General features: G+C 64.7%; 30 protein-coding genes and 1 pseudogene. 4 read left to right on the top strand and 27 right to left on the bottom strand.

Annotated elements, in window-relative coordinates; all coding sequences use genetic code 11:
• Positions 1-21 precede the first annotated feature (21 nt).
• From IT540_RS15590 to IT540_RS15625, 8 genes are all read right to left on the bottom strand, one after another.
• Positions 22-1026, bottom strand: a complete 1005-nt coding sequence (locus IT540_RS15590) for a hypothetical protein (RefSeq protein WP_291179906.1) — start codon at positions 1024-1026, stop codon at positions 22-24.
• Entirely contained in the window at positions 1023-2135 is a 1113-nt protein-coding gene (flgI, locus tag IT540_RS15595) for a flagellar basal body P-ring protein FlgI (RefSeq protein WP_291179910.1), read from the bottom strand. Before flgI ends, IT540_RS15590 begins: the two co-directional genes overlap by 4 nt.
• Entirely contained in the window at positions 2132-2641 is a 510-nt protein-coding gene (flgA, locus tag IT540_RS15600) for a flagellar basal body P-ring formation chaperone FlgA (RefSeq protein WP_291179913.1), read from the bottom strand. Before flgA ends, flgI begins: the two co-directional genes overlap by 4 nt.
• A gap of 21 nt (positions 2642-2662) precedes the next feature.
• Positions 2663-3451: a flagellar basal-body rod protein FlgG gene (flgG, locus tag IT540_RS15605; protein WP_291179916.1), complete on the bottom strand. Its 789-nt coding sequence runs from the start codon at positions 3449-3451 to the stop codon at positions 2663-2665.
• 27 nt (positions 3452-3478) lie between these two features.
• Positions 3479-3820, bottom strand: coding sequence for a flagellar hook-basal body complex protein FliE (locus tag IT540_RS15610; protein ID WP_291179919.1), 342 nt, complete (start codon positions 3818-3820; stop codon positions 3479-3481).
• Positions 3817-4236: a flagellar basal body rod protein FlgC gene (gene flgC / locus IT540_RS15615; protein ID WP_291179922.1), complete on the bottom strand. Its 420-nt coding sequence runs from the start codon at positions 4234-4236 to the stop codon at positions 3817-3819. The genes IT540_RS15610 and flgC overlap by 4 nt, the downstream gene beginning before the upstream one ends.
• A 3-nt stretch (positions 4237-4239) precedes the next feature.
• Positions 4240-4620 carry a flagellar basal body rod protein FlgB gene (gene flgB / locus IT540_RS15620; protein WP_291179925.1) on the bottom strand — a complete coding sequence of 127 codons (381 nt, stop codon included), beginning with the start codon at positions 4618-4620 and terminating at the stop codon, positions 4240-4242.
• 134 nt (positions 4621-4754) lie between these two features.
• Entirely contained in the window at positions 4755-5393 is a 639-nt protein-coding gene (locus tag IT540_RS15625; RefSeq protein ID WP_291179927.1) for a MarC family protein, read from the bottom strand.
• A gap of 208 nt (positions 5394-5601) precedes the next feature.
• On the opposite strand from IT540_RS15625, the gene IT540_RS15630 reads away from it, so the two are divergent.
• Positions 5602-5847, top strand: coding sequence for an usg protein (locus IT540_RS15630; RefSeq protein WP_291180026.1), 246 nt, complete (start codon positions 5602-5604; stop codon positions 5845-5847).
• A 32-nt stretch (positions 5848-5879) separates the two neighbouring features.
• On the opposite strand, the gene IT540_RS15635 is transcribed toward IT540_RS15630, so the two are convergent.
• The 4 genes from IT540_RS15635 to motA all read right to left on the bottom strand — a co-directional run bounded on the left by IT540_RS15635 (position 5880) and on the right by motA (position 8822).
• Positions 5880-6353: a hypothetical protein gene (locus tag IT540_RS15635; protein WP_291179929.1), complete on the bottom strand. Its 474-nt coding sequence runs from the start codon at positions 6351-6353 to the stop codon at positions 5880-5882.
• A gap of 10 nt (positions 6354-6363) precedes the next feature.
• Positions 6364-7443, bottom strand: coding sequence for a flagellar biosynthesis protein FlhB (gene flhB / locus IT540_RS15640; RefSeq protein ID WP_291179932.1), 1080 nt, complete (start codon positions 7441-7443; stop codon positions 6364-6366).
• 71 nt (positions 7444-7514) lie between these two features.
• The gene (gene fliN / locus IT540_RS15645; RefSeq protein ID WP_291179935.1) at positions 7515-7892 is read right to left on the bottom strand and encodes a flagellar motor switch protein FliN; all 378 of its coding nucleotides are present in this window, start codon (positions 7890-7892) and stop codon (positions 7515-7517) included.
• Positions 7893-7943: 51 nt separating this feature from the next.
• Positions 7944-8822 carry a flagellar motor stator protein MotA gene (motA, locus tag IT540_RS15650; protein ID WP_291179938.1) on the bottom strand — a complete coding sequence of 293 codons (879 nt, stop codon included), beginning with the start codon at positions 8820-8822 and terminating at the stop codon, positions 7944-7946.
• 207 nt (positions 8823-9029) lie between these two features.
• Between motA and flgF the strand changes: the two genes are divergently transcribed.
• On the top strand, positions 9030-9761 hold the full coding sequence (gene flgF, locus IT540_RS15655) for a flagellar basal-body rod protein FlgF (RefSeq protein ID WP_291179941.1): 732 nt from the start codon (positions 9030-9032) through the stop codon (positions 9759-9761).
• A gap of 29 nt (positions 9762-9790) precedes the next feature.
• Positions 9791-11209 (top strand): flagellar protein export ATPase FliI, encoded by a 1419-nt coding sequence (gene fliI / locus IT540_RS15660; RefSeq protein WP_291179944.1) that lies wholly within the window; start codon positions 9791-9793, stop codon positions 11207-11209.
• 4 nt (positions 11210-11213) lie between these two features.
• On the opposite strand, the gene IT540_RS15665 is transcribed toward fliI, so the two are convergent.
• The 14 genes and pseudogenes from IT540_RS15665 to IT540_RS15730 all read right to left on the bottom strand — a co-directional run.
• Positions 11214-11675: a hypothetical protein gene (locus IT540_RS15665; protein WP_291179946.1), complete on the bottom strand. Its 462-nt coding sequence runs from the start codon at positions 11673-11675 to the stop codon at positions 11214-11216.
• A complete protein-coding gene (locus tag IT540_RS15670; RefSeq protein ID WP_291179949.1) occupies positions 11672-12016 on the bottom strand; it encodes a flagellar protein FlgN in 345 nt (114 codons plus the stop codon). Before IT540_RS15670 ends, IT540_RS15665 begins: the two co-directional genes overlap by 4 nt.
• Positions 12017-12109: 93 nt before the next feature.
• Positions 12110-12511, bottom strand: coding sequence for a rod-binding protein (locus tag IT540_RS15675; protein WP_291179952.1), 402 nt, complete (start codon positions 12509-12511; stop codon positions 12110-12112).
• A gap of 43 nt (positions 12512-12554) precedes the next feature.
• Positions 12555-12962 carry a hypothetical protein gene (locus IT540_RS15680; RefSeq protein WP_291179955.1) on the bottom strand — a complete coding sequence of 136 codons (408 nt, stop codon included), beginning with the start codon at positions 12960-12962 and terminating at the stop codon, positions 12555-12557.
• A 6-nt stretch (positions 12963-12968) separates the two neighbouring features.
• Complete coding sequence (locus IT540_RS15685) at positions 12969-13724, bottom strand: flagellar biosynthetic protein FliR (RefSeq protein WP_291179957.1); 756 nt, start codon at positions 13722-13724, stop codon at positions 12969-12971.
• Positions 13721-15808 carry a flagellar biosynthesis protein FlhA gene (gene flhA / locus IT540_RS15690; RefSeq protein WP_291179960.1) on the bottom strand — a complete coding sequence of 696 codons (2088 nt, stop codon included), beginning with the start codon at positions 15806-15808 and terminating at the stop codon, positions 13721-13723. The genes IT540_RS15685 and flhA overlap by 4 nt, the downstream gene beginning before the upstream one ends.
• A gap of 122 nt (positions 15809-15930) precedes the next feature.
• Complete coding sequence (fliQ, locus tag IT540_RS15695; protein WP_291179963.1) at positions 15931-16197, bottom strand: flagellar biosynthesis protein FliQ; 267 nt, start codon at positions 16195-16197, stop codon at positions 15931-15933.
• The gene (gene flgD, locus IT540_RS15700) at positions 16194-16649 is read right to left on the bottom strand and encodes a flagellar hook assembly protein FlgD (RefSeq protein WP_291179965.1); all 456 of its coding nucleotides are present in this window, start codon (positions 16647-16649) and stop codon (positions 16194-16196) included. Before flgD ends, fliQ begins: the two co-directional genes overlap by 4 nt.
• On the bottom strand, positions 16646-17080 hold the full coding sequence (locus tag IT540_RS15705) for a flagellar biosynthesis repressor FlbT (protein WP_291179968.1): 435 nt from the start codon (positions 17078-17080) through the stop codon (positions 16646-16648). Before IT540_RS15705 ends, flgD begins: the two co-directional genes overlap by 4 nt.
• On the bottom strand, positions 17077-17424 hold the full coding sequence (gene flaF, locus IT540_RS15710; RefSeq protein WP_291179971.1) for a flagellar biosynthesis regulator FlaF: 348 nt from the start codon (positions 17422-17424) through the stop codon (positions 17077-17079). Before flaF ends, IT540_RS15705 begins: the two co-directional genes overlap by 4 nt.
• 34 nt (positions 17425-17458) lie before the next feature.
• The gene (locus tag IT540_RS15715; RefSeq protein WP_291179974.1) at positions 17459-18508 is read right to left on the bottom strand and encodes a flagellar hook-associated family protein; all 1050 of its coding nucleotides are present in this window, start codon (positions 18506-18508) and stop codon (positions 17459-17461) included.
• Positions 18509-18513: 5 nt separating this feature from the next.
• Positions 18514-19962, bottom strand: a complete 1449-nt coding sequence (gene flgK, locus IT540_RS15720; RefSeq protein ID WP_291179977.1) for a flagellar hook-associated protein FlgK — start codon at positions 19960-19962, stop codon at positions 18514-18516.
• 31 nt (positions 19963-19993) lie between these two features.
• The gene (locus IT540_RS15725) at positions 19994-21280 is read right to left on the bottom strand and encodes a flagellar hook protein FlgE (RefSeq protein WP_291179980.1); all 1287 of its coding nucleotides are present in this window, start codon (positions 21278-21280) and stop codon (positions 19994-19996) included.
• Positions 21281-21387: 107 nt separating this feature from the next.
• A pseudogene (locus IT540_RS15730) lies at positions 21388-22053 on the bottom strand (winged helix-turn-helix domain-containing protein); the annotation flags it as partial.
• Positions 22054-22335: 282 nt separating this feature from the next.
• Between IT540_RS15730 and IT540_RS15735 the strand changes: the two are divergent.
• Positions 22336-22752 carry a hypothetical protein gene (locus IT540_RS15735; RefSeq protein ID WP_291179984.1) on the top strand — a complete coding sequence of 139 codons (417 nt, stop codon included), beginning with the start codon at positions 22336-22338 and terminating at the stop codon, positions 22750-22752.
• A 10-nt stretch (positions 22753-22762) separates the two neighbouring features.
• Here the strand turns inward: IT540_RS15735 and IT540_RS15740 are convergent, their stop codons facing one another.
• Positions 22763-23221: a hypothetical protein gene (locus tag IT540_RS15740; protein ID WP_291179987.1), complete on the bottom strand. Its 459-nt coding sequence runs from the start codon at positions 23219-23221 to the stop codon at positions 22763-22765.
• Positions 23222-23338 lie beyond the last annotated feature (117 nt).

The following is a 23338-nucleotide window of genomic DNA, read 5'->3' on the forward strand; positions in this document are numbered from 1 at the left end:
CATCGTCCGCCGCGTCATGGCCTAGGTCCCTCCGGGGGCGAGTGCGGCATCCTGAGACGCGGGTGAACCGTCCGGCGGCGAGGCCGCCGCCGGGGCAGCCGTGCGCTGCCCTCGCGGGATCTTCGCAGCCCCTGAGATGATGGTCGCGATCTTGGCCGCACGCTCGGGGTCCATCTCGCCCATGATCTGGCTTGCCACTTTCGTCTCGAGCTTCATCACCACGGCAGCAGCCATCTCCTCGTCGAGCGTCGCGAGTTGCACCGCCGCCGCATCGGCCCTCATACGCGAATAGAACCCCACCAGCTTTTCGTGAGCCTTGCGTGAGAAGTCGTCGCGCCGCTCGAGCCAGTGTTTGTATTCCTGGGTCTTGGCTTCAAGTTGCCGAGCCTTCTTGTCGAGCTCGGCTTCCATGTCCTGGATTTTCTTGGCCTGCCAGGCAAAACGCGCATCCGCCGCGCTGTCGGCCGTGTTGAAGCAATACTGCTGGGCTGCACTGGCATCGGGCGGAAGGGCGTCGAGCGGCCCCGGCTTCTTGAACAGCGGCCCCTCCGCGGCGCCGTCCATCACGGCGGCTGATTCGCGGGCCGGTGTCTCGGCTTCCACGGCATCTCCGGTCCCGTTCGCGCCAGCAGCTGCAACAGCCTGACGCGGCGTTGGCCTCACGGGCGTCAGGGCATCACGCGCCTCCGTCCCACGGTTCGCACCCTGGGCCGGCGGCCGTCCAGCGGAACCCGGTAACGCCCCGGTCACAATCGGCGACCAGGCACCCTGCGGCAGGGGATTGCGCGGTGCCGGAGCGGCGCGCGGCGACGGAAAATAGCGAGGATCGATTCGCGTTGCCTCGCGGTTGAGAGCACCGGGCAGGCTTCCGTCCGGGGTCGTTGCGATGGTCGGAGTCCAGCTCTGCTGCGCCGATGTCGGCGAGATCAGGTGCAGAATGGCGAGCACGAGCGCCAGCACGGTCATGCGGAACAGCCGCGTAAAGCGCCTGACGTGCTTCCGGAAACGGCCGTCTCGCATCGTCATTGCACGACCAGCTCCGCCTGCAGGGCTCCCGAGGTCTTGATCGCCTGCAGGATGGCGATGATGCCTGTCGGCTTGAGGCCCATCATGTTGAGACCGCGCACCAACGTCTCGAGGTTCGTGCCGCCCAGCATGGCGAGATTGGCGCCTTCCTGGTTGACCGAGACGAAGGTTTCCGGAACCACCACCGTCTCGCCGTCGGAGAACGGCTCCGGCTGCGAGACGTTCGCACCTTCCGTGATGCGCACCGTGAGGCTGCCGTGCGAGACCGCCACCGTCGCGATCTGCACATCGCGGCCGATCACCACCGTGCCGGTCCGCTCGTCGATCACCACCCGGGCTGGCCCGTCGGCTTCCGTGATGAGATCTCCGACCTCGGCCAGGAAACGGGCGGCGCTGATGTTGTAGGGGCGTTGCAGCGATACGCTGCGCAGATCCTGCTCGCGCGCGACGCGCTGGCCGTACCTCTCGGCCGCAAAGGCGTTGATGGTGTCGGTGATGCGCACCGCCGTCGTAAAATCCGGGTTGCGCAGCTCGAGGACGAGCGTCCCCTCGTCGTCGAGCGCTCCCGCAACCTCGCGCTCCACCAGCGCGCCGTTCGGAATACGGCCCGTGGTGGGCACGTTCTGGCTGATCGATTCCGCACGGCCGGTGGCCGCAAACCCGCTCACGGCTACCGGACCCTGCGCCACAGCGTAGATCGTGGTGTCCGCGCCCGACAGCGGCGTCATGACCAGCGACCCGCCGGCGAGCGACGTCGCATCGCCAAGCGAGGAAACGGTGACATCGATGCGCGATCCCGCGCCGGCAAACGCCGGCAGGTCCGCGGTGACGAGGACGGCCGCGATGTTGCGCGTCCGCGCGTTCGCGTTGCGGATGTTGACGCCCATCTGGTCGAGCATCGACTGCAGCGACTGCTCGGTGAACGGCGCGTTGCGCAGGCTGTCGCCCGTGCCGTTGAGCCCCACCACGAGACCGTAGCCGATGAGCTGGTTGGCCCGCACGCCCTGCACGGCCGTGATGTCCTTGATGCGCACGCCCGAGCTTCCGCCGGCTCCCACCGGCAGGCTGATCAGAGTGAAAGCCAGGAAAAGCGCGAGGAAGCGGCTCATGGCACACCCACCCGCACCGTGCCGTCGGGGTGCACGCGGCCCCGGATCGTGGTCCCACTTTCGGTGTTGCGCAGGCTGATCAGGTCCCCGGCCGAGCCGGCCTGTAGCGGAACGGCAACCCCGGAGATGATGAGCCCGCCCGCCTGGAAGATGACCACGGCCGGCTGGCCCTGCTGCACGGCGAAGGGCTCGCGCACGCCGCCCGCGGAGATGGGCGTGCGGGGCAGCAGCGTCGACCGCGCCACCTTGCCGACGAGCGCCTCGCGCGTCGCCGCAATCCCCGGCGCCTCGTAGTCCCGGCCGCGAAATGCCATGTCGACGAGCATGGCCTCGGTGATCACCTCGCCGGGATAGATGGTGACGCGCGGCACCGGAAGCACGACCTCGCGCGCGGCAGCGAGTGTTGCAGGCAGCAGGACAGCAAGCAGCATAGCGCCGAGGGCCGCACGCCCCAGGGGCGCGAGCCAGCCCCGCAATCTCGTGACGGGCCACCGTCCCCGCGCCATCGCCGTCATGATCCTTCAGCCCTAACGCATGTTGTTGGCGACCGTGCCGTACATCGAATCGACCGTCTGGATGACCTTCGAGTTCATCTCGTAGGCGCGCTGCGCCGAGATGAGCTGCGTGATCTCCTTCACTGCATCAACGTTGGAGTTCTCGAGATAGCCCTGATGGATGCGGCCGAAGCCCGGATCGCCCGGCACGCCCGCCACCGGATCGCCCGACGACTCGGTCTGCTTGTAGAGGTTGCCGCCGAGCGGCTCGAGGCCGGCGTCGTTGACGAAGGTCGCGAGCGTGAGCTGGCCGAGGAGCTGCGGCTCTGTCTGGTTCGGAATCGTGACGTACACCTCGCCCGTCTCGTTGACGATGATGTCCGTCGCATCCTGCGGAACCGTCATCGCCGGCTGCACTTCATAGCCGTCGAGGGTGACGATCAGGCCTTGGTCGTTCTTGTTGAAGGCGCCATCACGCGTATAAAACGTCTCGCCCTCGGCGCCGGTGATCTGGAACCAGCCGCGCCCGTTGAGCGCCAGGTCGAGCTTGTTGGTGGTCTGCGCGAGCGAGCCCTGCTGATGCAGGTTGCGGATCGCGGCCGTGCGCACGCCGAGGCCGACATAGGCGCCTTCCGGCACGTTGGCCTGGCCCCCGCGCGCCGGCGCACCGAGTGCACGCTCCGCCTGGTAGAGCAGATCCGTAAACTCCGCCCGAGCCCGCTTGAAGCCGGTCGTGTTGATGTTCGCGATGTTGTTCGCGATCACCTCGAGATTGGTCTGCTGCGCATTCATACCCGTCGCAGCGATCGAAAGCGCTCTCATGAGCCTGAACCTGTCCTGACTAGGCCGCTAGATGGTCATGCGGCTGATTTCGAGATAGGCGGAAACGACCTTGTCGCGGATCGCGATGCCGGCCTGCAGCGTCTGCTCGGAGGCCATGACGGCCTCCACCACCTGCTGCGTCGTGGCCTGCCCGCGCACGCCGAGCACGGCGGTCTGCTCGCCCTGCTTGAGCGTGCTGATCGCTTCCAGCGTCATCCGCCCGAGCACGGTTCCGAAGTCGGTCGGCAGCGGCTCGGTCGTGACGGCGTTCGGCGTGCCGGTCACGGGCGCGGGCTGCGTGAGCCCTTGCGCGTCGTTGAGGCCGCCGAGGCCGTAAGGCGAGACCTTGCCGACGCCGTCCAGCATCATGAGCTCCTGAGCAGATCGATGGTCATGGAGGATAGCGCTCGCGCCTGCTTCACGACCTGCAGATTGGCTTCATAGGAGCGGTTCGATTCGCGCATGTCGGCGAGCTCGACCAGCATATCCACGTTGGGCAGCTTGACGTTTCCGTCCGCGTCGGCTGCCGGGTGGCTGGGATCGTATTCGACGCGATAGGGCTTCTTGTCGATATCGACGCGATCGACCTTCACGAGGTTCGCGCCCGAGACGTCGTCGAGCACCGATTCGAAGCTCACGGTCTTGCGCGTATAGGGCTGCGCGCCAGGCGTGCTGCCCGTGGTCGAGGCGTTGGCCAGGTTCTCCGACACGACGAGCATGCGCCGCGACTGCGCCTCGAGCCCCGAGGACGCCACCTGGATCGCAACCTTGATCGGATCAATCATGGCCTACCCCCGCGACGATGCCAGTAACATGCGATGGAAGGTCTTCATCACGCCGGTGTTGCGCGCGTAGGCGCCCGACACTTCGCCCGCCTTCAGCATCTGCTCTTCGAGGCTGACGCTGTTGCCGGAATGGACGACCTGCCACTTCGCGTTCTCTTCGGTCTCGGCGTTGCTGCCGGCACCGCTCGTGGGGCTCAGGTGGTTCGCCTGCGTCTTGCGCATCTCGATGCCGGTCGCATTGAGAACGGCCTCGAAGGGCTCCACGTCGAGCGCCTTGTAGCCGGGCGTATTTGCGTTCGCGACGTTCTGCGCAATCGTCGACTGGCGCACGGAGAGCCAGCGATTCTGCTGCGAGGCGAGCGAGAAGAAATTGACCGGATCCATGGAAGCGCGAGGTCCCACCTGTGCTTCCATCGGTTTTAGGTCTTTAATCTTGCCCCAAGCTTGTGATCGGCTCGCGACGAGAGAGAAAAGCTTCGCTTCCTGAAAGTGTTAACGAGCCTGCGCCGGCTCGGCGCTCAGGCAACCTGCCCGATCAGTCCGCTCGCTCCGATGCCGTTGAACAGCGCCTGCACCGCGATCGCGGCCAGGAGGATGCCGAACACGCGCATCAGCACCCGCTGCGCCGTCACGCCGAGGACGCGCGTGAGATCGTGGGCAACGAGCAACAGGACGAACGTCATGATCATGACCGTGGCGAGCGCCGCGATGGTGGCCGCAAGCTCCAGAGCATCGCCATGAGCGTTGGCGGCCAGGAGAATGCCTGCGCTCATGGCACCCGGCCCGGCCAGCAGAGGCGTCGCCAGCGGAAACACCGCGAGATCGTCCTTGCGCTGCGCCTCGGCCCCCTCTGACGGCGTGAGCTTGAAGGCGCTCGTCGGCTTGGCGAACACCATATCGATCGCGATGATGAGCAGGATGATGCCGCCTGCCGTCTGCAGCGCCGGAATGGTGACGCCGAGCTGCTTGAGCAGCGGCCCGCCGGCGAGCGTCGAGGCGACGAGGATCGAGCTTGCAATGGCGGTCGCGCGCACCGCGATTCGCCGCCGGTCGGCAGCCGACACGCCCGGCGTCAGCGTCGCGAAGATCACCGCCGCCTCGATAGGGCCGACGGTGGCGAAGAACGTGGTGAAGCTGGTGAGCGCCGCGCTCAGCATGACCTCGGCCCCGACTGCGTTTTGAGCACTCTTAGGGGACGCGCTGCCCGCCCGCTAGTCAGACTGTTAGCAGCGTCCGGTGATTGCTGCTAAGCCTATGATTCAAATAGAGAATATTGAAAATTCGGCCGGCTCGCTTTACCTTCATCCTGTCAACATTGCAATACCGGAGCCGACCTTGAGCACCGCCGACACCAACTTCGTCCGCATGCTTGCGGGCTACAGCTTGACCACCGCCGAGATCATCTACCGCCTGCCCGACCACCCGTCGCTGATGCAAAGCTACATCTGGCAGGACTACGATCTGCACCCCCGCTTTCCGAAGCTGAAGAGCTTTCTCGACTTCTGGTCACACAATCTCGAGGGCAAGCTGCATCAGGTGCTCGTCGCCCACTCCGGTCTGATCAAGCCGCGCGAGCTGCGCCTCGTCGGCGACGAGTTCAAGCTACAATAGATCGGGATCGGCTTCGAGCCCGCGGGAGCGGTTCACCCGCCCGCACGCGCGCCCTCCTCGGGCTGCCGATGGCGCTTGTGTGCGACCGGCACCAGGCGCGCATCCTCGATCGCCTCGACGAGTCGCGCGGTATTCTTGTCCGGATCCTCGGAGCCGCCCTCGAACGAGACGTAGCTGATTTCTATTCCGGCCTCGAGCGACCGCAGCACGAGCCGGAAGTAGACCGAGACGTTGAGGTGATGGAACTCCATGTCGAGCGAGATGCAAGGCGCGCACCCCCAGGGAGCATCCACCTCGCCCGAAAGCCCGAACGTGATCGTGCCGGGCTTGAAGAACATCTCCGTGGACGAGTTGACCAGATTGCGAAGATTTCCGAATTGCTCGGTCCGGATGTAAGCAATGAAATCGGCGGGATCGATGAGCCTCAGCTCCGTGGCAACATCTCTCAAGCCATCGGCCAGCGCCTTTTCACGCTCGCGCGAATAATCTTTGCCCTGCTTCAGCATATCTCGATCCTCACATGGCCCGCCGCGCCTGCCCACGCTGGGCGAGGAACAGGATGACGCCGGCGACGGCCTTGTAGAACTCCGGTGGAATCATCTTATCCACCTCCACGCTTGCGTAGAGCGAACGTGCTAGAGAACGGTCCTCGTAGACCGGTATTCCATTCTGCTCGGCAATGAAGCGGATCTTGAGCGCGATGAGGTCCTTGCCCTTGGCCACGACGACCGGCGCGCCGCCCTCCTCGCGCACGTAGCGGAGCGCCACGGAGTAGTGAGTCGGGTTGGCGATAATCAGCGTCGCCCGTGGCACCGAGGCGATCATGCGCCGGCGTGCGCGATCTCTCTGCAGCGACCTCAAGCGCATCTTGATCAGGGGATCGCCTTCGACCTGCTTATGCTCATCCTTGACCTCCTGCCGCGTCATGCGGAGATCGCGGCGCCATGAGAACCGGCTCCAGGCAAGGTCTGCCGCGACAAGCACCGCCGTGGCGGCAGCCACCGCCGACAGGAAGCGCACGCTGAGATCCTGCATCAGCTTCGGCGTGGCCGTGGGCTCCATGAAGAGCGCATTGAAGATGTCGACATACGAGCTTTTGAGCGCGATGTAGCCGCCGAGCGCCACGATCGAGAGCTTGAACAGGCTCTTCAGGAACTCGACCTGACCCTTGAGACCGAAGATGCGGCTCCATCCCTTGATGATCGAGATGCGTTCAAGCTTGGGCTCGATCCGGTCGAAGACGAAACGCGGCTGGTTCTGGAACACCGAGCCCGCGACGCCCGCCATCGCCAGCACGATGATGATCGGGCCAACCACCTTTGCTCCCTCGAGCACGGCAACCATCAGGATCGCCGATGCATCGGCGCCATTGGAGATCAGGAAGCTCTCCGGCCGATCGATGAAGGTGGCCAGCGCGGACTTGAGCTTGATGACGTTATCGGAGAGAAGGAAGACGACCGCGATCAGAATTGCGAGCATCGAGGCAAGCGTCGTGGCCTCGCGCGAATGCGGGACCTGACCCTTGTCGAGCGAGTCCCGTATCTTCTTCTCTGTTGCCTCTTCTGTTTTACTCTCTTTGTCTGGCTGTTCTGCCATAGAGACGAGACCTGCTCAGAAGAGGCAAACGAAAACGCCCGCCGATGCGTTGCGCCCGGCGCCGGCTTCCCTCACGCCACGCGCGTGGGCGCCGTCGCGCCAAGAACCTCGGTCAGCGAGACGCCAAAGCGCGAGTTGTCCTCGTCCAGAACGACGACCTCACCGCGCGCGATGACGCGCCCGTTGACGACCACATCCACCGGCTCGCCGACCTTGCGGTCGAGAGGCACCACGGCGCCGCGCCCAAGCTTCAGCACGCTCGCCACGGGCATGCTGGCCGAGCCGAGCACGACTTTCACCGAGACCGGGATCTGCAAAACCGTCTCGAGATGACGCGGCTTCTGCCCGGCGCCGGCCTTCGGCGCAACCTCGGCGGGCGCCTCCGCTTGCGCGGGATCGACGAGCGTCTGGAGCTCGTCTGCGGCGGGGCGGATGTCTTCCTGGCTCATCGCGATTGACCTGAGTTGAGTTCGATTTCCCTGCGTCGGTACGCGGCCTTGCTACGCGGCCTTCTTCGCCTCGCCTCCGCCTCCTCCCAGCGTCTCGGCTTCCACCTCGTCGATCGTCGGACGCTCGTAGGCCGAGATGGTCTTGCGGCCGTACTCGACCGCGACCTGCGGCATGGCGCCGTTCATGAACGCGAGCAGCGTCTGCTTGGTGACGATGTAGAGCCGCATCTGCTTCTCGCGGCCGGACTTCACCTTGGTGGCGAGGGGTGAAAAGACGCCGTAGGAGAAGAAGATGCCGGCAAACGTGCCGACGAGGGCCGCTCCGATCAGGTGGCCGAGCACTTCTGGCGGCTCGGTGATGGCGCCCATGGCCTTCACCACGCCGAGCACGGCGGCGATGATGCCGATGGCCGGCAGTCCGTCCGCCACATTGGAGAGGGCTTGGTACGCCTTGAGCCTGTCGTTGCGCAGCGTCTGGATCTCCTCGTCCATCAGCGCCTCGACCTCGTGCGTGCGCGCGTTTCCAATGATGATAAGGCGGCAGTAGTCGCAGATGAACGTGGTGAGATCCTTGTTCTTGAGCACCGAGGCGAACTTCTGGAAGATCGGCGACTCCTCGGGCATGTCGATGTGCTTTTCGACCTCGTTGCGCGGCTTGCTCCTGAGCTCGCGCATGAGTGAGTAGAGCAGCCCCATGATGTCCAGATACTGACGCCCCGACGGTGCCGCGTTGCCGAACGCCTCGCCGAGGCCCTTGCCGGTGTCCTTGATCACCTTCATGGGGTTGGCGACGATGAACGTGCCGAGCGAGGTGCCGAGGATGATGACGAACTCCCACGGCTGCCACAGAACCTCGACATGCCCGCCCATGGCCATGAAGCCACCGAGCATGCAACCGAGCATGACGACAAGGCCGAGGATGATCGTCACGAGCCCACCTCGCGTTAAGGGTTGTCACCGCATTTCTAGCTGTGACCTCCTTGCGCGAGCCTGATCAGCGGCTACTCACGTGAGCAAACACCTCGTTGCATCTTCAAATCCGCGCGTGGCTGTTGCCCGGTTGCAGAACGAAGTGGCGTCAGCCTGAGGCAAGCCGGTCTCTGCAGACTGGCCTGCTGATACCCGCGGAGTCTTCCGATGCAACCAAGCCTTTACGTCTCGCTCTCCGGCCAGATGGCGTTGATGCGGCGCATGGAGACGGTGGCCCACAACGTGGCAAACGTGACCACCGCCGGCTTCCGCGCCGAGGAGATCAAGTTCGACGAGCTTCTCTCGCAGAAGACCGACGCGCCGACCGCCTTCGTGTCGGCCGGAAGCACGTACATCTCGCGCAAGGCCGGAGAGATCACACGCACGGAGAACCCGCTGGACGTGGCCGTGACCGGCGACGCGTGGCTCGCCTTCCAGGGCCCGAACGGTGCCGTCTACACGCGCGACGGCCGCATGACCATGACCCCCGAAGGCGAGCTCAGGACCCTCAACGGCCATCCCGTTCTCGATGTCGGCGGCGCGCCGATCCAGCTCAACCCGAACGGCGGCGCCCCGGCCATCGCCAGCGACGGCACCATAACGCAGGGCCAGCAGCAGATGGGCGCCCTGGGGCTGTTCACGATCCCCGAGCAGGCGAACCTCATGCGCTTCGAGAACTCGGGCGTCCTCCCCGACATGCCGGCGGAACCGGCGCTCGACTTCAACCGAGTGGGGATCCGTCAAGGGTTCATTGAGCAAGCCAACGTCAATCCGGTCTCCGAGATTTCGCGGCTGATCCAGATCCAGCGCTCGTTCGACTCGATCAGCAACGCCATGAACCGGTCCGAGGACACGCTCTCCTCGGCCGTGCGCACGCTGGGCGAGACGGGCGGAAGCTGACGCCACTCCGGTCGCACTGAGGACATGCGATGAGCGAGGCAATCTCCGAGGCCGAACCGAGGCCGTGTTCGCCGGCAAGCCGGCCGCCGACGGCGCTCGACCTCCTGGAGCAGCGCATCGCCCACGCCAAGACCGCACTCCCTTTCACGCGCATCGGCGGCACCGTTACCCACGTCACGCCCGCCTACGTGCAGGTGTCTGGCCTCTCCCGCCATCTGAAGCTTGGCGACTGCATTGCCTTCGGCAGCGCATCGGTGCCTCCGCTCGGCGAGGTGGTGCGCATCGACGAGGACGGCGCCACCATCAAGCCGTTCGACAACAATCTCAAGATCGGACCCGGCGAGATCGCGTGGCTGCACGGCGACCAGAGCCTGCGTCCCGACATCTCCTGGAAAGGCCGCGTCCTCAACGCACTCGGCATTGCCATCGACGGCCAGGGCCAGCTGCGCGAAGGCCCACGCGTCTACGCCTTCGACGCCGAGCCGCCCGCCGCCATGCGCCGCGAGCGCGTGCGCGCCCCGCTGAAATCGGGCGTGCGCGTTATGGACCTGTTCACGCCTCTCTGCGCCGGCCAGCGCATCGGCATCTTCGCGGGCTCCGGCGTCGGCAAATCGACACTTTTGTCGATGCTGGCCCGCTCGAACGGCTTCGACACCGTGGTCTTGGCGCTTGTCGGCGAGCGCGGACGTGAGGTGCGCGAGTTCCTCGAGGATGCCCTGGCCCAGAACCGCAGCCGCGCCGTCACCGTCGTCTCCACGGGCGACGAAAGCCCGATGATGCGACGCCTTGCGCCTAAGACCGCTCTCGCCATCGCCGAGTTCTTCCGCGACGCGGGCGACAGCGTCCTCCTCATCGTCGACTCGGTCACCCGCTTCGCCCACGCCACGCGCGAGGTTTCGCTGGCAGCCGGCGAAGCACCCGTCGCACGCGGCTACACGCCCTCCGTCTTCAGCGAGCTTCCCAAGCTCCTCGAGCGAGCCGGCCCCGGCGCCGAGGGCACCGGCTCGATCACCGGCGTCTTCTCCGTTCTCGTCGACGGCGACGACCACAACGATCCGATCGCCGACTCAATCCGTGGCACGCTCGACGGCCACATCGTCCTCGACCGCAAGATCGCCGACCAGGGCCGCTACCCCGCCGTCAACGTACTGACGTCGGTATCACGCCTCGCCAACACCGTATGGTCCGCCGAGCAACGCAAGCTCGTCATGATGCTGCGCGCCATGATCTCGCACTTCGAGGATACGCGCGATCTTCGCCTCATGGGTGGCTATCAGAAGGGCGCCGACGCCGAGCTCGACAGGGCGATCGACATCGTGCCGAAGCTCTACGACGTGATGAAGCAGACGCTCTCTGACCCGCCGAGCAGCGACCCCTTCCAGGAGATCGCCCGAGCCCTGACCGAGACGAAGGACGAAGGCCAGCAGCCCCCGCCCCAGCAGCGCTAGAGCCTCACGAGCGCGACGCCCCGCGCAGATCCTTCTTGGGGATGTAGGAGAGCTGGTCGATCAGCACATCCTGCACGATCTCGATGCCGAGCCGCTTGTTCACATTCTCGCCCAGCTTCTTGGCGAGCAGCGGCAGGTCCTGCTTCTTCATGTTCTGAAAGTTGACCTGCTCCCCGGCGTAGATGGTCTTGAACGCCTCGTCGAGAACGTAGATCTCCGGGTTGACCTGCATCTTCTTGAGCGCGTCCGCATCGACCGTGAACACGAACTGCGCCACCATGTATCCCTGGATCGTGCCCGCGCCGATGATCGGCACGTTGATGGCCTTGGTGCGGAACTCTTCGATCTTCGTCTCGGCCTCGCTCGTCTTCGCCGGATCACTGAGCTTCTTCCATTCAAGCATGCCGAAGGCGGCACCGAGCGACACGATGGACGCCCAGATGCCGACAAGCAGGAGCTTCATCATGGGCGCCTGCCCGCGGACGAGATCGACTGCGTGTACGTGCCGTCAGATTCGGCATGCCGAATGGCATCCGAGAGCGAGGTCGAGATCTCGCGCACGGCCTCGAGATGCACCTTGAGCGCCGCCTGGTTGACGGCAAGCTTGACCTTGAGCGCTCCGACACGGGCCGCAAGCGCCGGATCTGGGCTGGTTCCCTGAACATGACGCAGCGAGCGCGTAAGCTCCAGCAGCGCCTGGCTTTTACGATCGTTGAAGTCTTTGAGATTGATCGCTTTCCGCGTCCTGAGTGCCAGCGTCTCCTGATCGACGATCTCCTCCAGCCGCTGGATGGAGATCTCCAGCATCGGAACCACCGGTCCCCGCGAGGCGGACGCGGCGCTGTCGGACCGCGGCGGAGCGGACATCGTGGGTGAGGGCGACTGCGGGGGGTACATGGCTTACTCTCCGGATACGGGGTTGACGTCGAGTTGCGCTGCGACGCCGTCCAAGCTTAAAGTGCGGCCCATGAGATCGAGCGGGTTGAACCCGCCTGACCGCGCGACCGGCGCCGCATAGCCAGCCCGCACTGTATCGGCGATCCCGATGCTGCCGCGCGCGGCCACCTGCTCGGCGACCTTCTCCGCGAGCATCGACTTCCAGAAATCGCCGGAGATCCCTGACCCGAACACGCTCTCCTGTGTTTCCGGCATCATCTCCTGGATGAACGTCTGCAGCACGAAGGCTTCGAACTTCTGCGCTGCGTCGGCGTTCTTATGCCCATGTGGCGCGCGCACGGCGACCTCGGACGCGCGGTCGGCCTGCGCCTCGCCGATGGGACGGATTGTGAGCTCTGTGGGCAAGACCGGCCCCTCCCGAGGGAGTCCTCTACGTTCGATGTATGACTCACCGGTCTTGCTCGGAGCTTGCGCTGCGTCGCGCGAAGCCGGCCTCCAGCAGTCGCTCGAGCTCGCGGCGCTCGTCATCACGGGCGAGCTCGCGCGCAAGCTCTTCCGCGAGCCGCTCCGAGTTGCGCATGCGTCCTCCGTGCTCGACGAGAACGCGGGCCTGCGCCTCGATCTCGGGCGCGAGCCGGCGCTCCTCCTGCTGCAGCGACTTGATCCGGCGTACCGTCATGTCCAGGAACAGGCCGTGCAGGGCACCGTCATTGGACAGTGCCTCCGTCAGCGCCTGCTGCTCGCTCTGGCAACGGGCGGCCTGCTGCTTGAGGCGTGCGAACTTGAGCTCCTCCACATTGTGGAGATGCCGTTGCACTTCGAGGATGCGCTTGAGGCTACGGGCACGGTCGCGCATGGAGGATCACCCGTTGGCAAGGAAGGACTGGAATCCCGAGACGAACAGCGTCAACGCCTCGCTGAAGGTGAAATAGAGGAGCAACAGTCCCCCCGCCATGACGAACGGCGCTGAGATGAAGTAGACGGGAATGACCGGCGTCAGCTTGTTCATGATACCGAACAGAAAGTTGATGATCAGCGAATAGGCGAGGAACGGCGCCAGAAGCTGCGCGATGAGCAGGAACGAGTCCGATGCCGCGTCCGTCACCTTTGCGAGCCCGAACTGCGGATTATAGAGGTCCGTGACCGACATCACCGAGTACGACGCGATGAGCGCCCGCATCACCTCCACGTGCAGCCCCAGCGTGAACAGGAGCACGGTCGCCGTCAGCGTGAGCAGCGTCGCAATCGCGGGCGCGGGCTCACTCTCCTCGATCGGCGAATCCGGGGTGCCGGGATAGCCGATCAGCATCGTCGCCGCGGTGCCCATGAACTGCAGCGCCAGGAAGAAAAGCCGCGCCATGACTCCGATCATGGCACCGATAAGCGTCTCGGAGGCGATGAGCTGCACCACGGTCGGCACCGTCGCCTTCGAGAGATCGCCCTCCACGATGGGAACGATCAGCGGAGCCAGCGCAAGCGTGATGGCGACCGCGAGAAAGAGGCGCACCTGCATCGGGATGCGCTGGCTGCCAAACCCCGGCATCAGCATCAGGCAGCCGCCGATGCGGCAGAACACGAGGAAGGTCAGGAGGACCATTCCCGGTGTGATGGGCGTCACGAGATCGTCCCCATCGCCTTGACCTGCACACCGCGCGCAATCTCGAGGTGCGAGAGCACGGGCAGCGTCGGGAACAGGCGCTCCGTCACCATGCGCACGTACGGCCGCGCATCCGGCGCCGACACGAGCACGAACTGATGACCCTGATCCAGAAGACCGCGGATGACCTTCGAGGCCTCGGCCCCGAACTGCTCGATCAATCTCGGATCGATGTCGAACTCCACCACCTCGCCCTTGGCGTCGCGCTTGAGGCTCTGATGGAACGCGAGATCCCAGCGATTGCCGAGCCGCAGCACCTTGAGCACGCCGGCATCCGCGAGGTCGCCGCAGATCTGCTGCGCCATGCGCACGCGCACATGCTCCGCGAGCTGCTCGGCGCGGCGCACGTGCGGTACGATCTCCGCGATACTCTCCAGGATGAGGTGCAGGTTGCGGATCGAGATCCGCTCCGCGAGCAGAAGTTTAAGCACCGCCTGCAGCCCCGAGTAGGAGAGCTGCGAGGGGATGATCTCCTCGACCAGGCGCTTGTACTCGGGCTCCAGTCGCTCGATGAGCGAGCGCATGTCTTTGTAGGACAGAAGCTGAGACAGGTTCCCGCGGATCACCTCGCGCAGATGCGTCAGCATCACCGACATCGGATCCACGGGGTTGAAGCCCTCCCGCTTCACCGTGGTGGCGAACATCTCCGACACCCAGAGCGCCTTCATGCCGAACGCGGGCTCCCGCGCCTCGTCGCCGGGCACATCCGGCACCGGCCCGTCGCCGGTGATGACCAGCACGTCGCCGATGCGCAGCTCCTCGGACGCCACCACCGTGCCGTGGATCTTGATCTGATAGATCTTGCCCGGAATGGCGAGGTCGTCCGAGATGCGGATCTCCGGCACCACGAAACCGTACTGCTTGGCGAAGGCCCTCCGCATCCGCCCCACGCGGTGCCCAAGCTCGCCCTGCGAGGCGAGCAGCGCCGTCGAGAGCTGCTTGCCGAGCGCGATCTCGATCTCCGCCGTCTTGAGCTGCTCCTTGACCGACTGCCGCGCCTCCTCCTGCGACAGGCGCTCGGCCTCCTGCTTGACGGCCTCCTCCGCCGCCTTGGCCTCGGCGATCTTCTTCGGGATCGAGATCGCGACGAAGAAGAAGCCTCCGGAGAGGATCGCGAACGGCAGGAACGGCAGGCCCGGCGCCAAGGCGAGCGCCATCAGCACCGCACCCGCGACGCCAAGCGCGCGCGGATAGTTGCCGAGCTGGGAGAACACCGTCATCTCGGCCGATCCGCGCGTCCCGCCCTTGGAGACCAGGAGGCCGGCGGCCAGCGAGATGATCAGCGCCGGGATCTGCGTGACGAGACCGTCGCCCACCGACAGCCGCACGAACACGTCGGCTGCATGGGCAAGGTCCATCTCATGGCGCGTCACGCCGATGATGATGCCGCCGAAGATATTGACGGCCGTAATGATCAGGCCGGCGATAGCGTCGCCGCGCACGAACTTCGAGGCACCGTCCATGGAGCCGAAGAAGGAGCTTTCCTCCTCGAGCTCGCGCCGGCGCCGCATGGCCTCCTTCTCATCGATGTTGCCAGCATTGAGGTCGGCATCGATGGCCATCTGCTTGCCGGGGATCGCATCGAGCGTGAACCTTGCGCCCACTTCCGCGATGCGCGTCGCGCCCTTCGTGATGACGAGGAAGTTGACCGTGATCAGGATCACGAACACGACGACGCCGATCACGAAATCGCCGCCCATGACGAAGTTGGCAAAGCCCGCGATGACGTGCCCCGCCGCCGTATGCCCTTCCGCGCCGTTGGACAGAATGAGCCGCGTCGTCGCCACGTTGAGCGACAACCTGAGCATGGTCGCGATCAGGAGCACGGTCGGGAAGGCCGAGAACTCGAGCGGCCGGTGGATCCAGAGCGACACCATGAGGATGAGCACGGCGAAGGCGATCGAGAACGCTAGGCCGACGTCGATCATGATGGCCGGCAACGGCAGGAACAGCACCGTCAGGATGACGACGATGCCGATCGCAAAGCCGATGTCGCGTGTGCTGGTCTGTGCCGCTACGCCTTGAACGGCAACGCTCGTGGCCATACCACCTCCCGGGCCCGATACCCCCGGCAGGAGTTTCAACCATAAACCTTGTGCGAAGGTCTCCGCCAGCCGCCCGAGCCCCCAAAAAAAGCAGCAGCCGGGAGGATTTAGCGATGTCCGGATCAGAAGCCGTTCGGGATGCGTGCGTAGGTCTGCTCGGCGAACGAAAAGATCACCGCGCCCACGAACGGGGCCGAGAACGCGAGGACGACCAGAATGGCGATGATCTTGGGAACGAACGTGAGCGTGATCTCCTGCACCTGCGTCAGGGCCTGAAGCAGGGCGATCAGGATGCCGACCAGCATGGCGGCGATGACGCCCGGCGATGCGGCAATCACCACGGTCCAGATCGCGGCCTGTCCGATGTCGAGTGCGTCGGCTGGGTTCATGTTTCCGTATCCCCGCTTTCGCCTCCCGTATCCCCGCTTCCCGCCGGAGGGGTCGCCGAGATCTTGACACCGGCATCGAGCAGAAGCTCCTTGCCGGAATCGAGCGCAACCACGGTGCCATTGGAGTAGATGTGCACCTCCTTCACCTGACCGCTGATCTTGCCGTCCATCGAGGTCACATACTTGCCGATCAGGCCGTCGACCTGGGTCAGCGCCTGCGAGATGAGAAGCGCATCGAGCTTGCTGTTCGTCTTGATGGCCTGCTCGACGTTGGAAAACGAGGCGAGCTGAGCCACGAACTGCGTGGCATCCATCGGGTTGGTCGGATCCTGATACTGCATCTGCGCCGTGAGCAGCTTCAGGAACGAATCGTAGTTGAGCGATGCGCTCTGCGACGTCGAAGTGCTGGACTGCTGGGTGCTGGTGCTCGAGCCGACTGCTGCCACGGTCATTGGCCCACCCCCACGACCCTGAGCTCGGACGACCGCGTCCCGCCGAGAATGGCGTCCTCGACCGGGATCAACGTGCGCAGCGTCTTGAGCGCCGCGAAGGGGCTGCCTTCTGCGACCTGCTGGCGGATCGTCTCGAGCCCGGCCAGCACGGCCGCGTTCGTTAAGGTCTCGCAGAGGAGTTGCATGGTCTCGAGATAGACGCCGCCCGCCCTCTCGAGGCCGCGAGGCTCCATGACCATCGTCTGCAGGATGTAGTAGAGCTGCCGCAACGGAGTGCTGGTCTGCTGGGCGTGCATGATCTCATGCTCGACCAGATACGGCACGTCGTTGAGGATCTCGAGCGAGGAGCGGCCGTTCGATTTCAGCACCGCCCCGTTGATGAAGATGCGCTCGCCTGCTCGAAGCGTCACGCGCGTTGTCGTGGTGCTCATCCCAATCCCTCTGAAATCGTTCGCGACACATCGATCAACGCGGTGAAATTCTTCGATCGGCCTTGCCGGATCTCTTCCGTCTCGCGCATCACCCACAGGCCGATCGATACGAGATCGGCCCTGAGCTTCGGCGGCAGGCCGTTCTCGGATTTGGCCAGGTCCTCGATGAAGACGCCCCACAGCCGGCGCACGAAGAAGATCGCCTCGATGGCCTCGCGCGACTGCGGCCCCTTGTTCTCGGCCTCCTGCAGGAGGGCGATCGACCGCTCGAGTGCGGTGCGCTCCTGCGCCCGCGCCTCCTTGGGCGATTCGTCGAGAACCTCGTCGTAGTAGAACTTGTACATGGAGTTCCCCAGGTCTCCCGGCGCCCCCCGCGCCTTAGATGTGATTGAGCAGGCTCAGGTTCTGCAAACGTGCGGTCAGTGCGTACGCGGTTTCGATCTGCGTCAGAAGAGAGTTGACCTTGACGGTCGCCTCGTAGGTGTCGACGCCTTCGAGCTGCAGGATGTGCTCGTTCAGCAGCGATTTCTGGATGTCGATGCGTTCGTTCGCCGCCGCGATGCGCTCTTCCGCGGTGCCGAGCCCGGCGCGAAGCTGCGTCAGGTCCGCGACGGCTTGGCCGACGACCTCGATCGCCTTGTTGATGACAGCCAAGTAGGCCTCGGAGTTGAGGTCCTCGAGGCCGATGTCGGCGATCATGGTGTAGGCTTGCGCGATGGCGCGGAACGGCCCCTCGTTAGCGTTGGTCGACGTGTCGATGCGCTCGTTGGTCGAGATACGGCTCGAGATGTTCTGATCCGACGCGGACGACCACGTCGTCGTCCAGTTCGCGTCATTGAACAGGTCCGCGAAGGCCCCGTTCAGGAAAGCTTCCATATCACTGCCGGAGATGTTCTCGACACCAGGCGCCGACTGCGCCATTCCGAACTCGGTCGTGAAGGCGGCAGCCATCGCCGATTGCGCGGGCGATGGCGACGTGCCGAAATACTCGGTGACCGGCTTCACGTCGGTGTTGACGCCGGCAAAGATGTGCACGCCGTTCACCGTCGTGTTCATGGCGGCGGCGAACGATGTTAGCTTGTTCTTTGCATCCGTAATCGCGACGCCAGCGCTCGAGGGCGCCGAGCGCGCCGCCATCAGCGTGGTGAGAAACTCCTGCGCCGCCGACCCCAGTCCATCGAGCACCGTCTGCGACAGCTCGAGCCGCGAGGACGCAACGGTGTTCGTGTCCTTGAAGGTCTGCAGCCTGGCGTAGTCCTGCCGCAGCGACACGGTACGCTGCGTGAGGTAGCCGAGCGTCATACCCACGTCGGCAAACCGCCCGGTATTGGCCTCCTTCTGCGCCTCGACCAGCTTGGCCTGAAGGCTGACACGCGAATTGCGCGTGGCGTTGACGATGGCTACGGTTGAGATATTTGTTGTTTTCATCGCCGTTACCTGATCGCACCAAGCAACGCGTTGTACATGTTGTCGATGACACCGATCAGCTTCGACGATGTCGCGAAGGACCGCTCGAGCTCGAGCATCAGCGATAGCTCCTCGTCGAGGTTGACGCCCGTTGCACTCGTGAACGCCTCGTAGGAGCGATCGAAGAGAGTGGACTGGTAGGTATAATTGTCCTCGGCGACCTTCCGCTGCTCCTGCAGCCACCCGACCGAGATCGCGGAAAAGTTGGCAAGCGTGCCGCCCGCGAGCTTGGTCTCGGGGGCGAACGTATAACTTGTGCCCATCTTCTCGATCAGCTCGTCGATGCGATCCGTGAAGCTTGCGGTGCCGTCCGTATTCGAGACATAGCCCGCGCCGTTGATGCCGCCGTCCCGCAGCAGATTGGCGTTGCCGCCCTGGTCCGGATCCACCGAAGGATGAACCGTGATGCGGCTTGCGAGGCCGCTGACGAGCGAGGTCGGGATGACCGCCGAACCGTTATTGGTGAACAGACCGGCTAGGTCCGGAGGCGTTCCGTTCGTTTCCGAGAACGTCGTGATGAGCGCCCGCGCGATCTCGTCGAGTTGCGCCTCGTAGGTGAGCGAGATGTCGTCGCGCGCCTGCACGAGCCCCACGATCCGGCCCGACTGCAACGGCATGGTGGCGCCCGCACCCGTGACTTGCACGCCGTCGATGTACACGGCGTTGCCTGCAACGCCCGGCGTGGCATTGAGCGTGCGCGTAAACGAGATGTTGCGCGGCGAGCGGTCGAACAGCGTCACGCCGCTGTCCGTATAGATCGCCATATCGTTGTTTTCGCGCGAGACCGTGCGGATGCCGATCTCGTTCGAGATGCTGGCCAGGATCTGGTCGCGTTGATCGAGATAGTCGGTGACGTCGCGCCCTGTGATCGTCCCCTTGACGATCTCCTCGTTCACGCTCTGGAACTGCTGCAGCAACGAGTTCACTCGGTCGACCGAGGCCTGGATTCCCGTATCCGCCTCGTTGCGAACCGATTGCACGGTGGCCGCCGCGCTGTTGAGACCGGTCGCCAGATTGCGCGCCGAGCGGACGGCCGCCTCCGCCGCCAGCTGGCTGTGCGGCTGGGCGGAGAAGCTCTGCAAGGAGCTCAGGAGCTTGTTGATCAGCGCCGCGGGCGACGAATCGAGCTCGACGTCATTGATGGTGCCATTGAGGATGTCGAGCGAGTCGGCAACCGCTCCGTACATGGCCGATTGCGAGCTCGACGCAAGTATCTTGCGGAAGAGAACCGGCTCCTCGGCCCGCACCACCGATGCGACGCGAACGCCGGAGCCGGGCATGGTGACGAGCTCGACCGACTTGCGCGTGTAATACGGCTTGTCGGCGTTGGCCATATTGCGCGAGATGACCGACGTCCGCTCGCTCGATGCGAAGAGGGACGAGTTCGCGGTGGACAAACTTGCCGAAAGGCTCATCGCGCGTCATCCCTCTGGACCCCCAGGCGCGTCAGCGCTTGAGGTTGACGAGGACCTCCATCAGCTCGCCGCCGGTCTGGAACACCTTGGAGTTGGCCGTGAACGCGAACTGGGATTCGATCATCGTCGTAAGCTCGGTGGCCGTGTCCACGGTCGACTTCTCGAGCGCCGACGACCGGATGGTCCCGAACATGGTCGTGCCAGGAAAGCCGACCTGAAGATTGCCGGACGTTGCGCTGATCGAGTAGACGTTGCCCGCTTCGGGCGTCAGGTTGTCAGGGCTCGGCACGGTGGCCAGCGGAATCTGGTAGATGCCGACGCGCGCACCGTTGCCGTAGACGGCATAGAGCATGCCGTCGGAGGCGAACTCGACGCCCTCGACCGAGCTCGGCTTGTTGCCGTTGATGGTCGGCATCAGAACCTGGAAGCTTTCTGCGAGCTCGCTCGACTTCGAGACGTCGAGGGTCAGCGCCTGGCCGTTCGGAACCGGAATGGAGATGACAAGACCCGCGGGATTGGTCGGCGCAACAGACGAGATCTGGCCGGTACCGGCATCGAACGTCAGCGTCGTCGACGAGAGCGGCGAAGATCCCGCCGTGCCATAGGGGAACGGTGACGTCGAGGACGCCGCGTCGGCAGCGTTGAACACGTCCACCTGCCAGGTGTTGGTGCCCGTCTTCGTATAGTAGACGTCGAGTGTGATCTCGCGTCCGACGTTGTCGATCGCGGTGATCGACGTCTTCGCCGTATAGGCAGAGGTCGCGATGTTGTCCGACGGCCGGTTGCCCGAGGCCACGGCGGAGGCGCTGACCGGCACGTTGGCATGGAAGGTGCCGATGGTGGATGGCGTCGCCTCGAGCGACATGGTCGCGATGTTGACCTCCGCCAGCCCCGCCGTGCCGTTAGACGAGGCCGCAGCCGATCCGTTTACGATCGGATAGCCGAGAAGCTTGAAGCCGGCCGCGTTGACGAGATAGCCCTGGTCGTCCTTCACGAACGAGCCGGCACGCGTGAGGTAGGTCGAATCGCTACCGTCGGAAACCAGGAAGAACCCCTGACCGCTGACGGCGAGGTCCGTCGCCGAAGTCGTGTAGTCGAAGCCGCCCTGCTCCGAGATGCCGTACCGGATCGTCGTGTCGACGCTGCCCGGAACATAGCTCCCCGAGCCGGATTCGAGCACCACCGTCGAGAATGCGGTGAAGGCACGCTTGTAGCCATGCGTACTGGCGTTGGCGATGTTGTCGGAAACGGTCCCGAGGCGGCTTGACTGGGCTGCCATGCCGGACGCGCTCGTCCGCATCATGCCGGAAATGCTCATACGACGGGATCCTTTGCGAAAAGCTCTGACCGTCCGAGTAGAGCATCCGCATCTTGTGTGAAGCTGGATTGAGCACAAGCTTCGCCCGTCTTCTCAGGCGCATCGACCACCAGCCGGTACCCGAGATAGCGCTTCGAATCGATCGGGTCGTACCCAAGCCGATGGCGCAGGCGCTTCCTGAGCTTGCTGATGTGGCTCTCGACGACGTTCTCGTCGATGTCCTCGCTGAAGAGCCCATACACCGAGTTGAAGATCTGCGTCTTGTTGATCCGGCAACCGCGGTTGCTGACGAGGTATTCGAGAATGCGCCGCTCGCGCCTCGGAAGCTGCAGCACCTCGCCCTTCACCTCCGGGTCGCGCCCGTCGAAGAAGACGCGCATCTCGCCGACGTCCGTATAGTCCGGCGCGCCGGTCGCGCGGCGCCGGATGGCCTTGACGCGGGCGATGATCTCACGCACGTGGATCGGCTTCCTGACCACGTCGTCGACACCGGCTGCGAAGAGATCGAGCGTCTCCTCGAGCGACCGGTTCTCGTTCATGGCGATGACGGCCGCCGTTGTCGAGCGGCGGCGTATGATCTTCGCGAGCGCGGCGCGATTGCCGCAATCGCCGAGAAGGAACGCCTCGACGGACCTAATGTCCTGCTCCGAGACGGCGCTGACCCAGCTCTCGAACTCCCCCGGCGCCAGCCCGCACGCGGAGATTCCCTCCCTATCGAACCAGGAAGCATACCCTTCCGTAACGGTCGTCCGCTCGTCCACGACGACGATCATGTGATATTCCCCCGCCCATCGGCACCCCCGAATCACAAACGCAACCCCACCTAACCGGGATGCAGTGCGTCGCCCGTTCGATCAACGATTTGTTGAGGATTTCTCGGAAGCTGCTCCGATTCGCTCTTGTAGTGTTGCGGAAAGTGATCACTTCCCGAGACCAGCCGGAAAGTCCCGAAGGGTCGTACACGGAGCGGTCGGCGCGCGGCGGCGCATCTCAAGCCTGGCACAAGCCGGTGCCGCTTTAATGCCCGCCGAACCTGGATGAGGATGAAGCCCCGCATGCCGGCCCTTGCCAGAAGGAGCCTCGGCCTGACCCTGCTCTTCGCGCTGTGCACCGCGGCCATGGGCGCGCGCGGCGAGGAGCCCTTTGCCATCGCTCTCGTGGGGCCGGGCATGAACCGCACCGAGCTCACGGCCGTGTTGGGGCCGCCGAGCTACATCCAGGTTAAAGGCCTGCGCGAGGCCTGGCAGTATTGCCCGGGGCGCTCCCTCATGCGCTTCCTTAAGGAGGTTCTCCGCCAGGAGGTGCCCCCAAAGCTCTACGTCACCGTATGGATCAATGAAGGCCGGGTCGCGCACATGCGCGCCTACCCGAGCAACGTCATGGGCCGCTGCGAGGACTTTCTGGCCGCGTTTAGCTGGGAGGACACCATCGAAGGCGTCTCAGGGTTCGAAGGCGGCTATAGAATAAAGTAGGACGTCCAGCTCACGTCCGTTCCGCCCGCTTCAGCGCCCGGTCGATCTCGGCATTGACTTCGGCCATGGCCGCAACGGCTTCCGCACGCAGCGCCTCCGGAACCTTGTCCGGATGATTGAGCGTCGCGAAGCGTCGCCTCAGCCGTCGGAGCTCGTCGGGCGAAAGCGCGCACCCGGCCAGCGACGCCTTGAGCTTGCGCGCCGCCTCCCCTGGCGGCTCGCGAGTGTGGATGATCTCGGCCGGAGGCTCGTCCGCCCCATAAGCGCGCTCGAGCGAAGCGGGCGCCACGTACCCCGAAGCGACGGAGATGTCGCCAAGGCTCCCGACGGCTGGCTGGGACAGCGGATTTGAAAGCGCGGCATCGACGAAGTCTTCCAGCTCCGCGTCCGGCGTGAGCCGCGCCTCGTCGAGGGCTTCCTCGAAGGCATGCTTGCGCGCCCGGTGCCGGACCCGTGTTGGCCAGACCACAAGAAATCTCCCTCGAGGGAATCGCCCCGAAGGACAGAGTGTGTTGCCGATACCTTGTTCGGACCTTGTGCCGGAAAACTAGATCATGATCGCTTCAGACCCGATCAGTCCGAAGCG

Source organism: Hyphomicrobium sp. (genome assembly GCF_020852195.1).
Classification (GTDB): domain Bacteria; phylum Pseudomonadota; class Alphaproteobacteria; order Rhizobiales; family Hyphomicrobiaceae; genus Hyphomicrobium_C.

Bases quoted from the DNA above. Each gene is read 5' to 3' on its own strand.
- IT540_RS15590 (WP_291179906.1), bottom strand. From the start codon at position 1,026: ATGACGATGCGAGACGGCCGTTTCCGGAAGCACGTCAGGCGCTTTACG.
- flgI (WP_291179910.1), bottom strand. From the start codon at position 2,135: ATGAGCCGCTTCCTCGCGCTTTTCCTGGCTTTCACTCTGATCAGCCTG.
- flgA (WP_291179913.1), bottom strand. From the start codon at position 2,641: ATGGCGCGGGGACGGTGGCCCGTCACGAGATTGCGGGGCTGGCTCGCG.
- flgG (WP_291179916.1), bottom strand. From the start codon at position 3,451: ATGAGAGCGCTTTCGATCGCTGCGACGGGTATGAATGCGCAGCAGACC.
- IT540_RS15610 (WP_291179919.1), bottom strand. From the start codon at position 3,820: ATGATGCTGGACGGCGTCGGCAAGGTCTCGCCTTACGGCCTCGGCGGC.
- flgC (WP_291179922.1), bottom strand. From the start codon at position 4,236: ATGATTGATCCGATCAAGGTTGCGATCCAGGTGGCGTCCTCGGGGCTC.
- flgB (WP_291179925.1), bottom strand. From the start codon at position 4,620: ATGGATCCGGTCAATTTCTTCTCGCTCGCCTCGCAGCAGAATCGCTGG.
- IT540_RS15625 (WP_291179927.1), bottom strand. From the start codon at position 5,393: ATGCTGAGCGCGGCGCTCACCAGCTTCACCACGTTCTTCGCCACCGTC.
- IT540_RS15630 (WP_291180026.1), top strand. From the start codon at position 5,602: ATGCTTGCGGGCTACAGCTTGACCACCGCCGAGATCATCTACCGCCTG.
- IT540_RS15635 (WP_291179929.1), bottom strand. From the start codon at position 6,353: ATGCTGAAGCAGGGCAAAGATTATTCGCGCGAGCGTGAAAAGGCGCTG.
- flhB (WP_291179932.1), bottom strand. From the start codon at position 7,443: ATGGCAGAACAGCCAGACAAAGAGAGTAAAACAGAAGAGGCAACAGAG.
- fliN (WP_291179935.1), bottom strand. From the start codon at position 7,892: ATGAGCCAGGAAGACATCCGCCCCGCCGCAGACGAGCTCCAGACGCTC.
- flgF (WP_291179941.1), top strand. From the start codon at position 9,030: ATGCAACCAAGCCTTTACGTCTCGCTCTCCGGCCAGATGGCGTTGATG.
- fliI (WP_291179944.1), top strand. From the start codon at position 9,791: ATGAGCGAGGCAATCTCCGAGGCCGAACCGAGGCCGTGTTCGCCGGCA.
- IT540_RS15665 (WP_291179946.1), bottom strand. From the start codon at position 11,675: ATGATGAAGCTCCTGCTTGTCGGCATCTGGGCGTCCATCGTGTCGCTC.
- IT540_RS15670 (WP_291179949.1), bottom strand. From the start codon at position 12,016: ATGCTGGAGATCTCCATCCAGCGGCTGGAGGAGATCGTCGATCAGGAG.
- IT540_RS15680 (WP_291179955.1), bottom strand. From the start codon at position 12,962: ATGCGCGACCGTGCCCGTAGCCTCAAGCGCATCCTCGAAGTGCAACGG.
- flhA (WP_291179960.1), bottom strand. From the start codon at position 15,808: ATGGCCACGAGCGTTGCCGTTCAAGGCGTAGCGGCACAGACCAGCACA.
- fliQ (WP_291179963.1), bottom strand. From the start codon at position 16,197: ATGAACCCAGCCGACGCACTCGACATCGGACAGGCCGCGATCTGGACC.
- flgD (WP_291179965.1), bottom strand. From the start codon at position 16,649: ATGACCGTGGCAGCAGTCGGCTCGAGCACCAGCACCCAGCAGTCCAGC.
- IT540_RS15705 (WP_291179968.1), bottom strand. From the start codon at position 17,080: ATGAGCACCACGACAACGCGCGTGACGCTTCGAGCAGGCGAGCGCATC.
- flaF (WP_291179971.1), bottom strand. From the start codon at position 17,424: ATGTACAAGTTCTACTACGACGAGGTTCTCGACGAATCGCCCAAGGAG.
- IT540_RS15715 (WP_291179974.1), bottom strand. From the start codon at position 18,508: ATGAAAACAACAAATATCTCAACCGTAGCCATCGTCAACGCCACGCGC.
- flgK (WP_291179977.1), bottom strand. From the start codon at position 19,962: ATGAGCCTTTCGGCAAGTTTGTCCACCGCGAACTCGTCCCTCTTCGCA.
- IT540_RS15725 (WP_291179980.1), bottom strand. From the start codon at position 21,280: ATGAGCATTTCCGGCATGATGCGGACGAGCGCGTCCGGCATGGCAGCC.
- IT540_RS15735 (WP_291179984.1), top strand. From the start codon at position 22,336: ATGCCGGCCCTTGCCAGAAGGAGCCTCGGCCTGACCCTGCTCTTCGCG.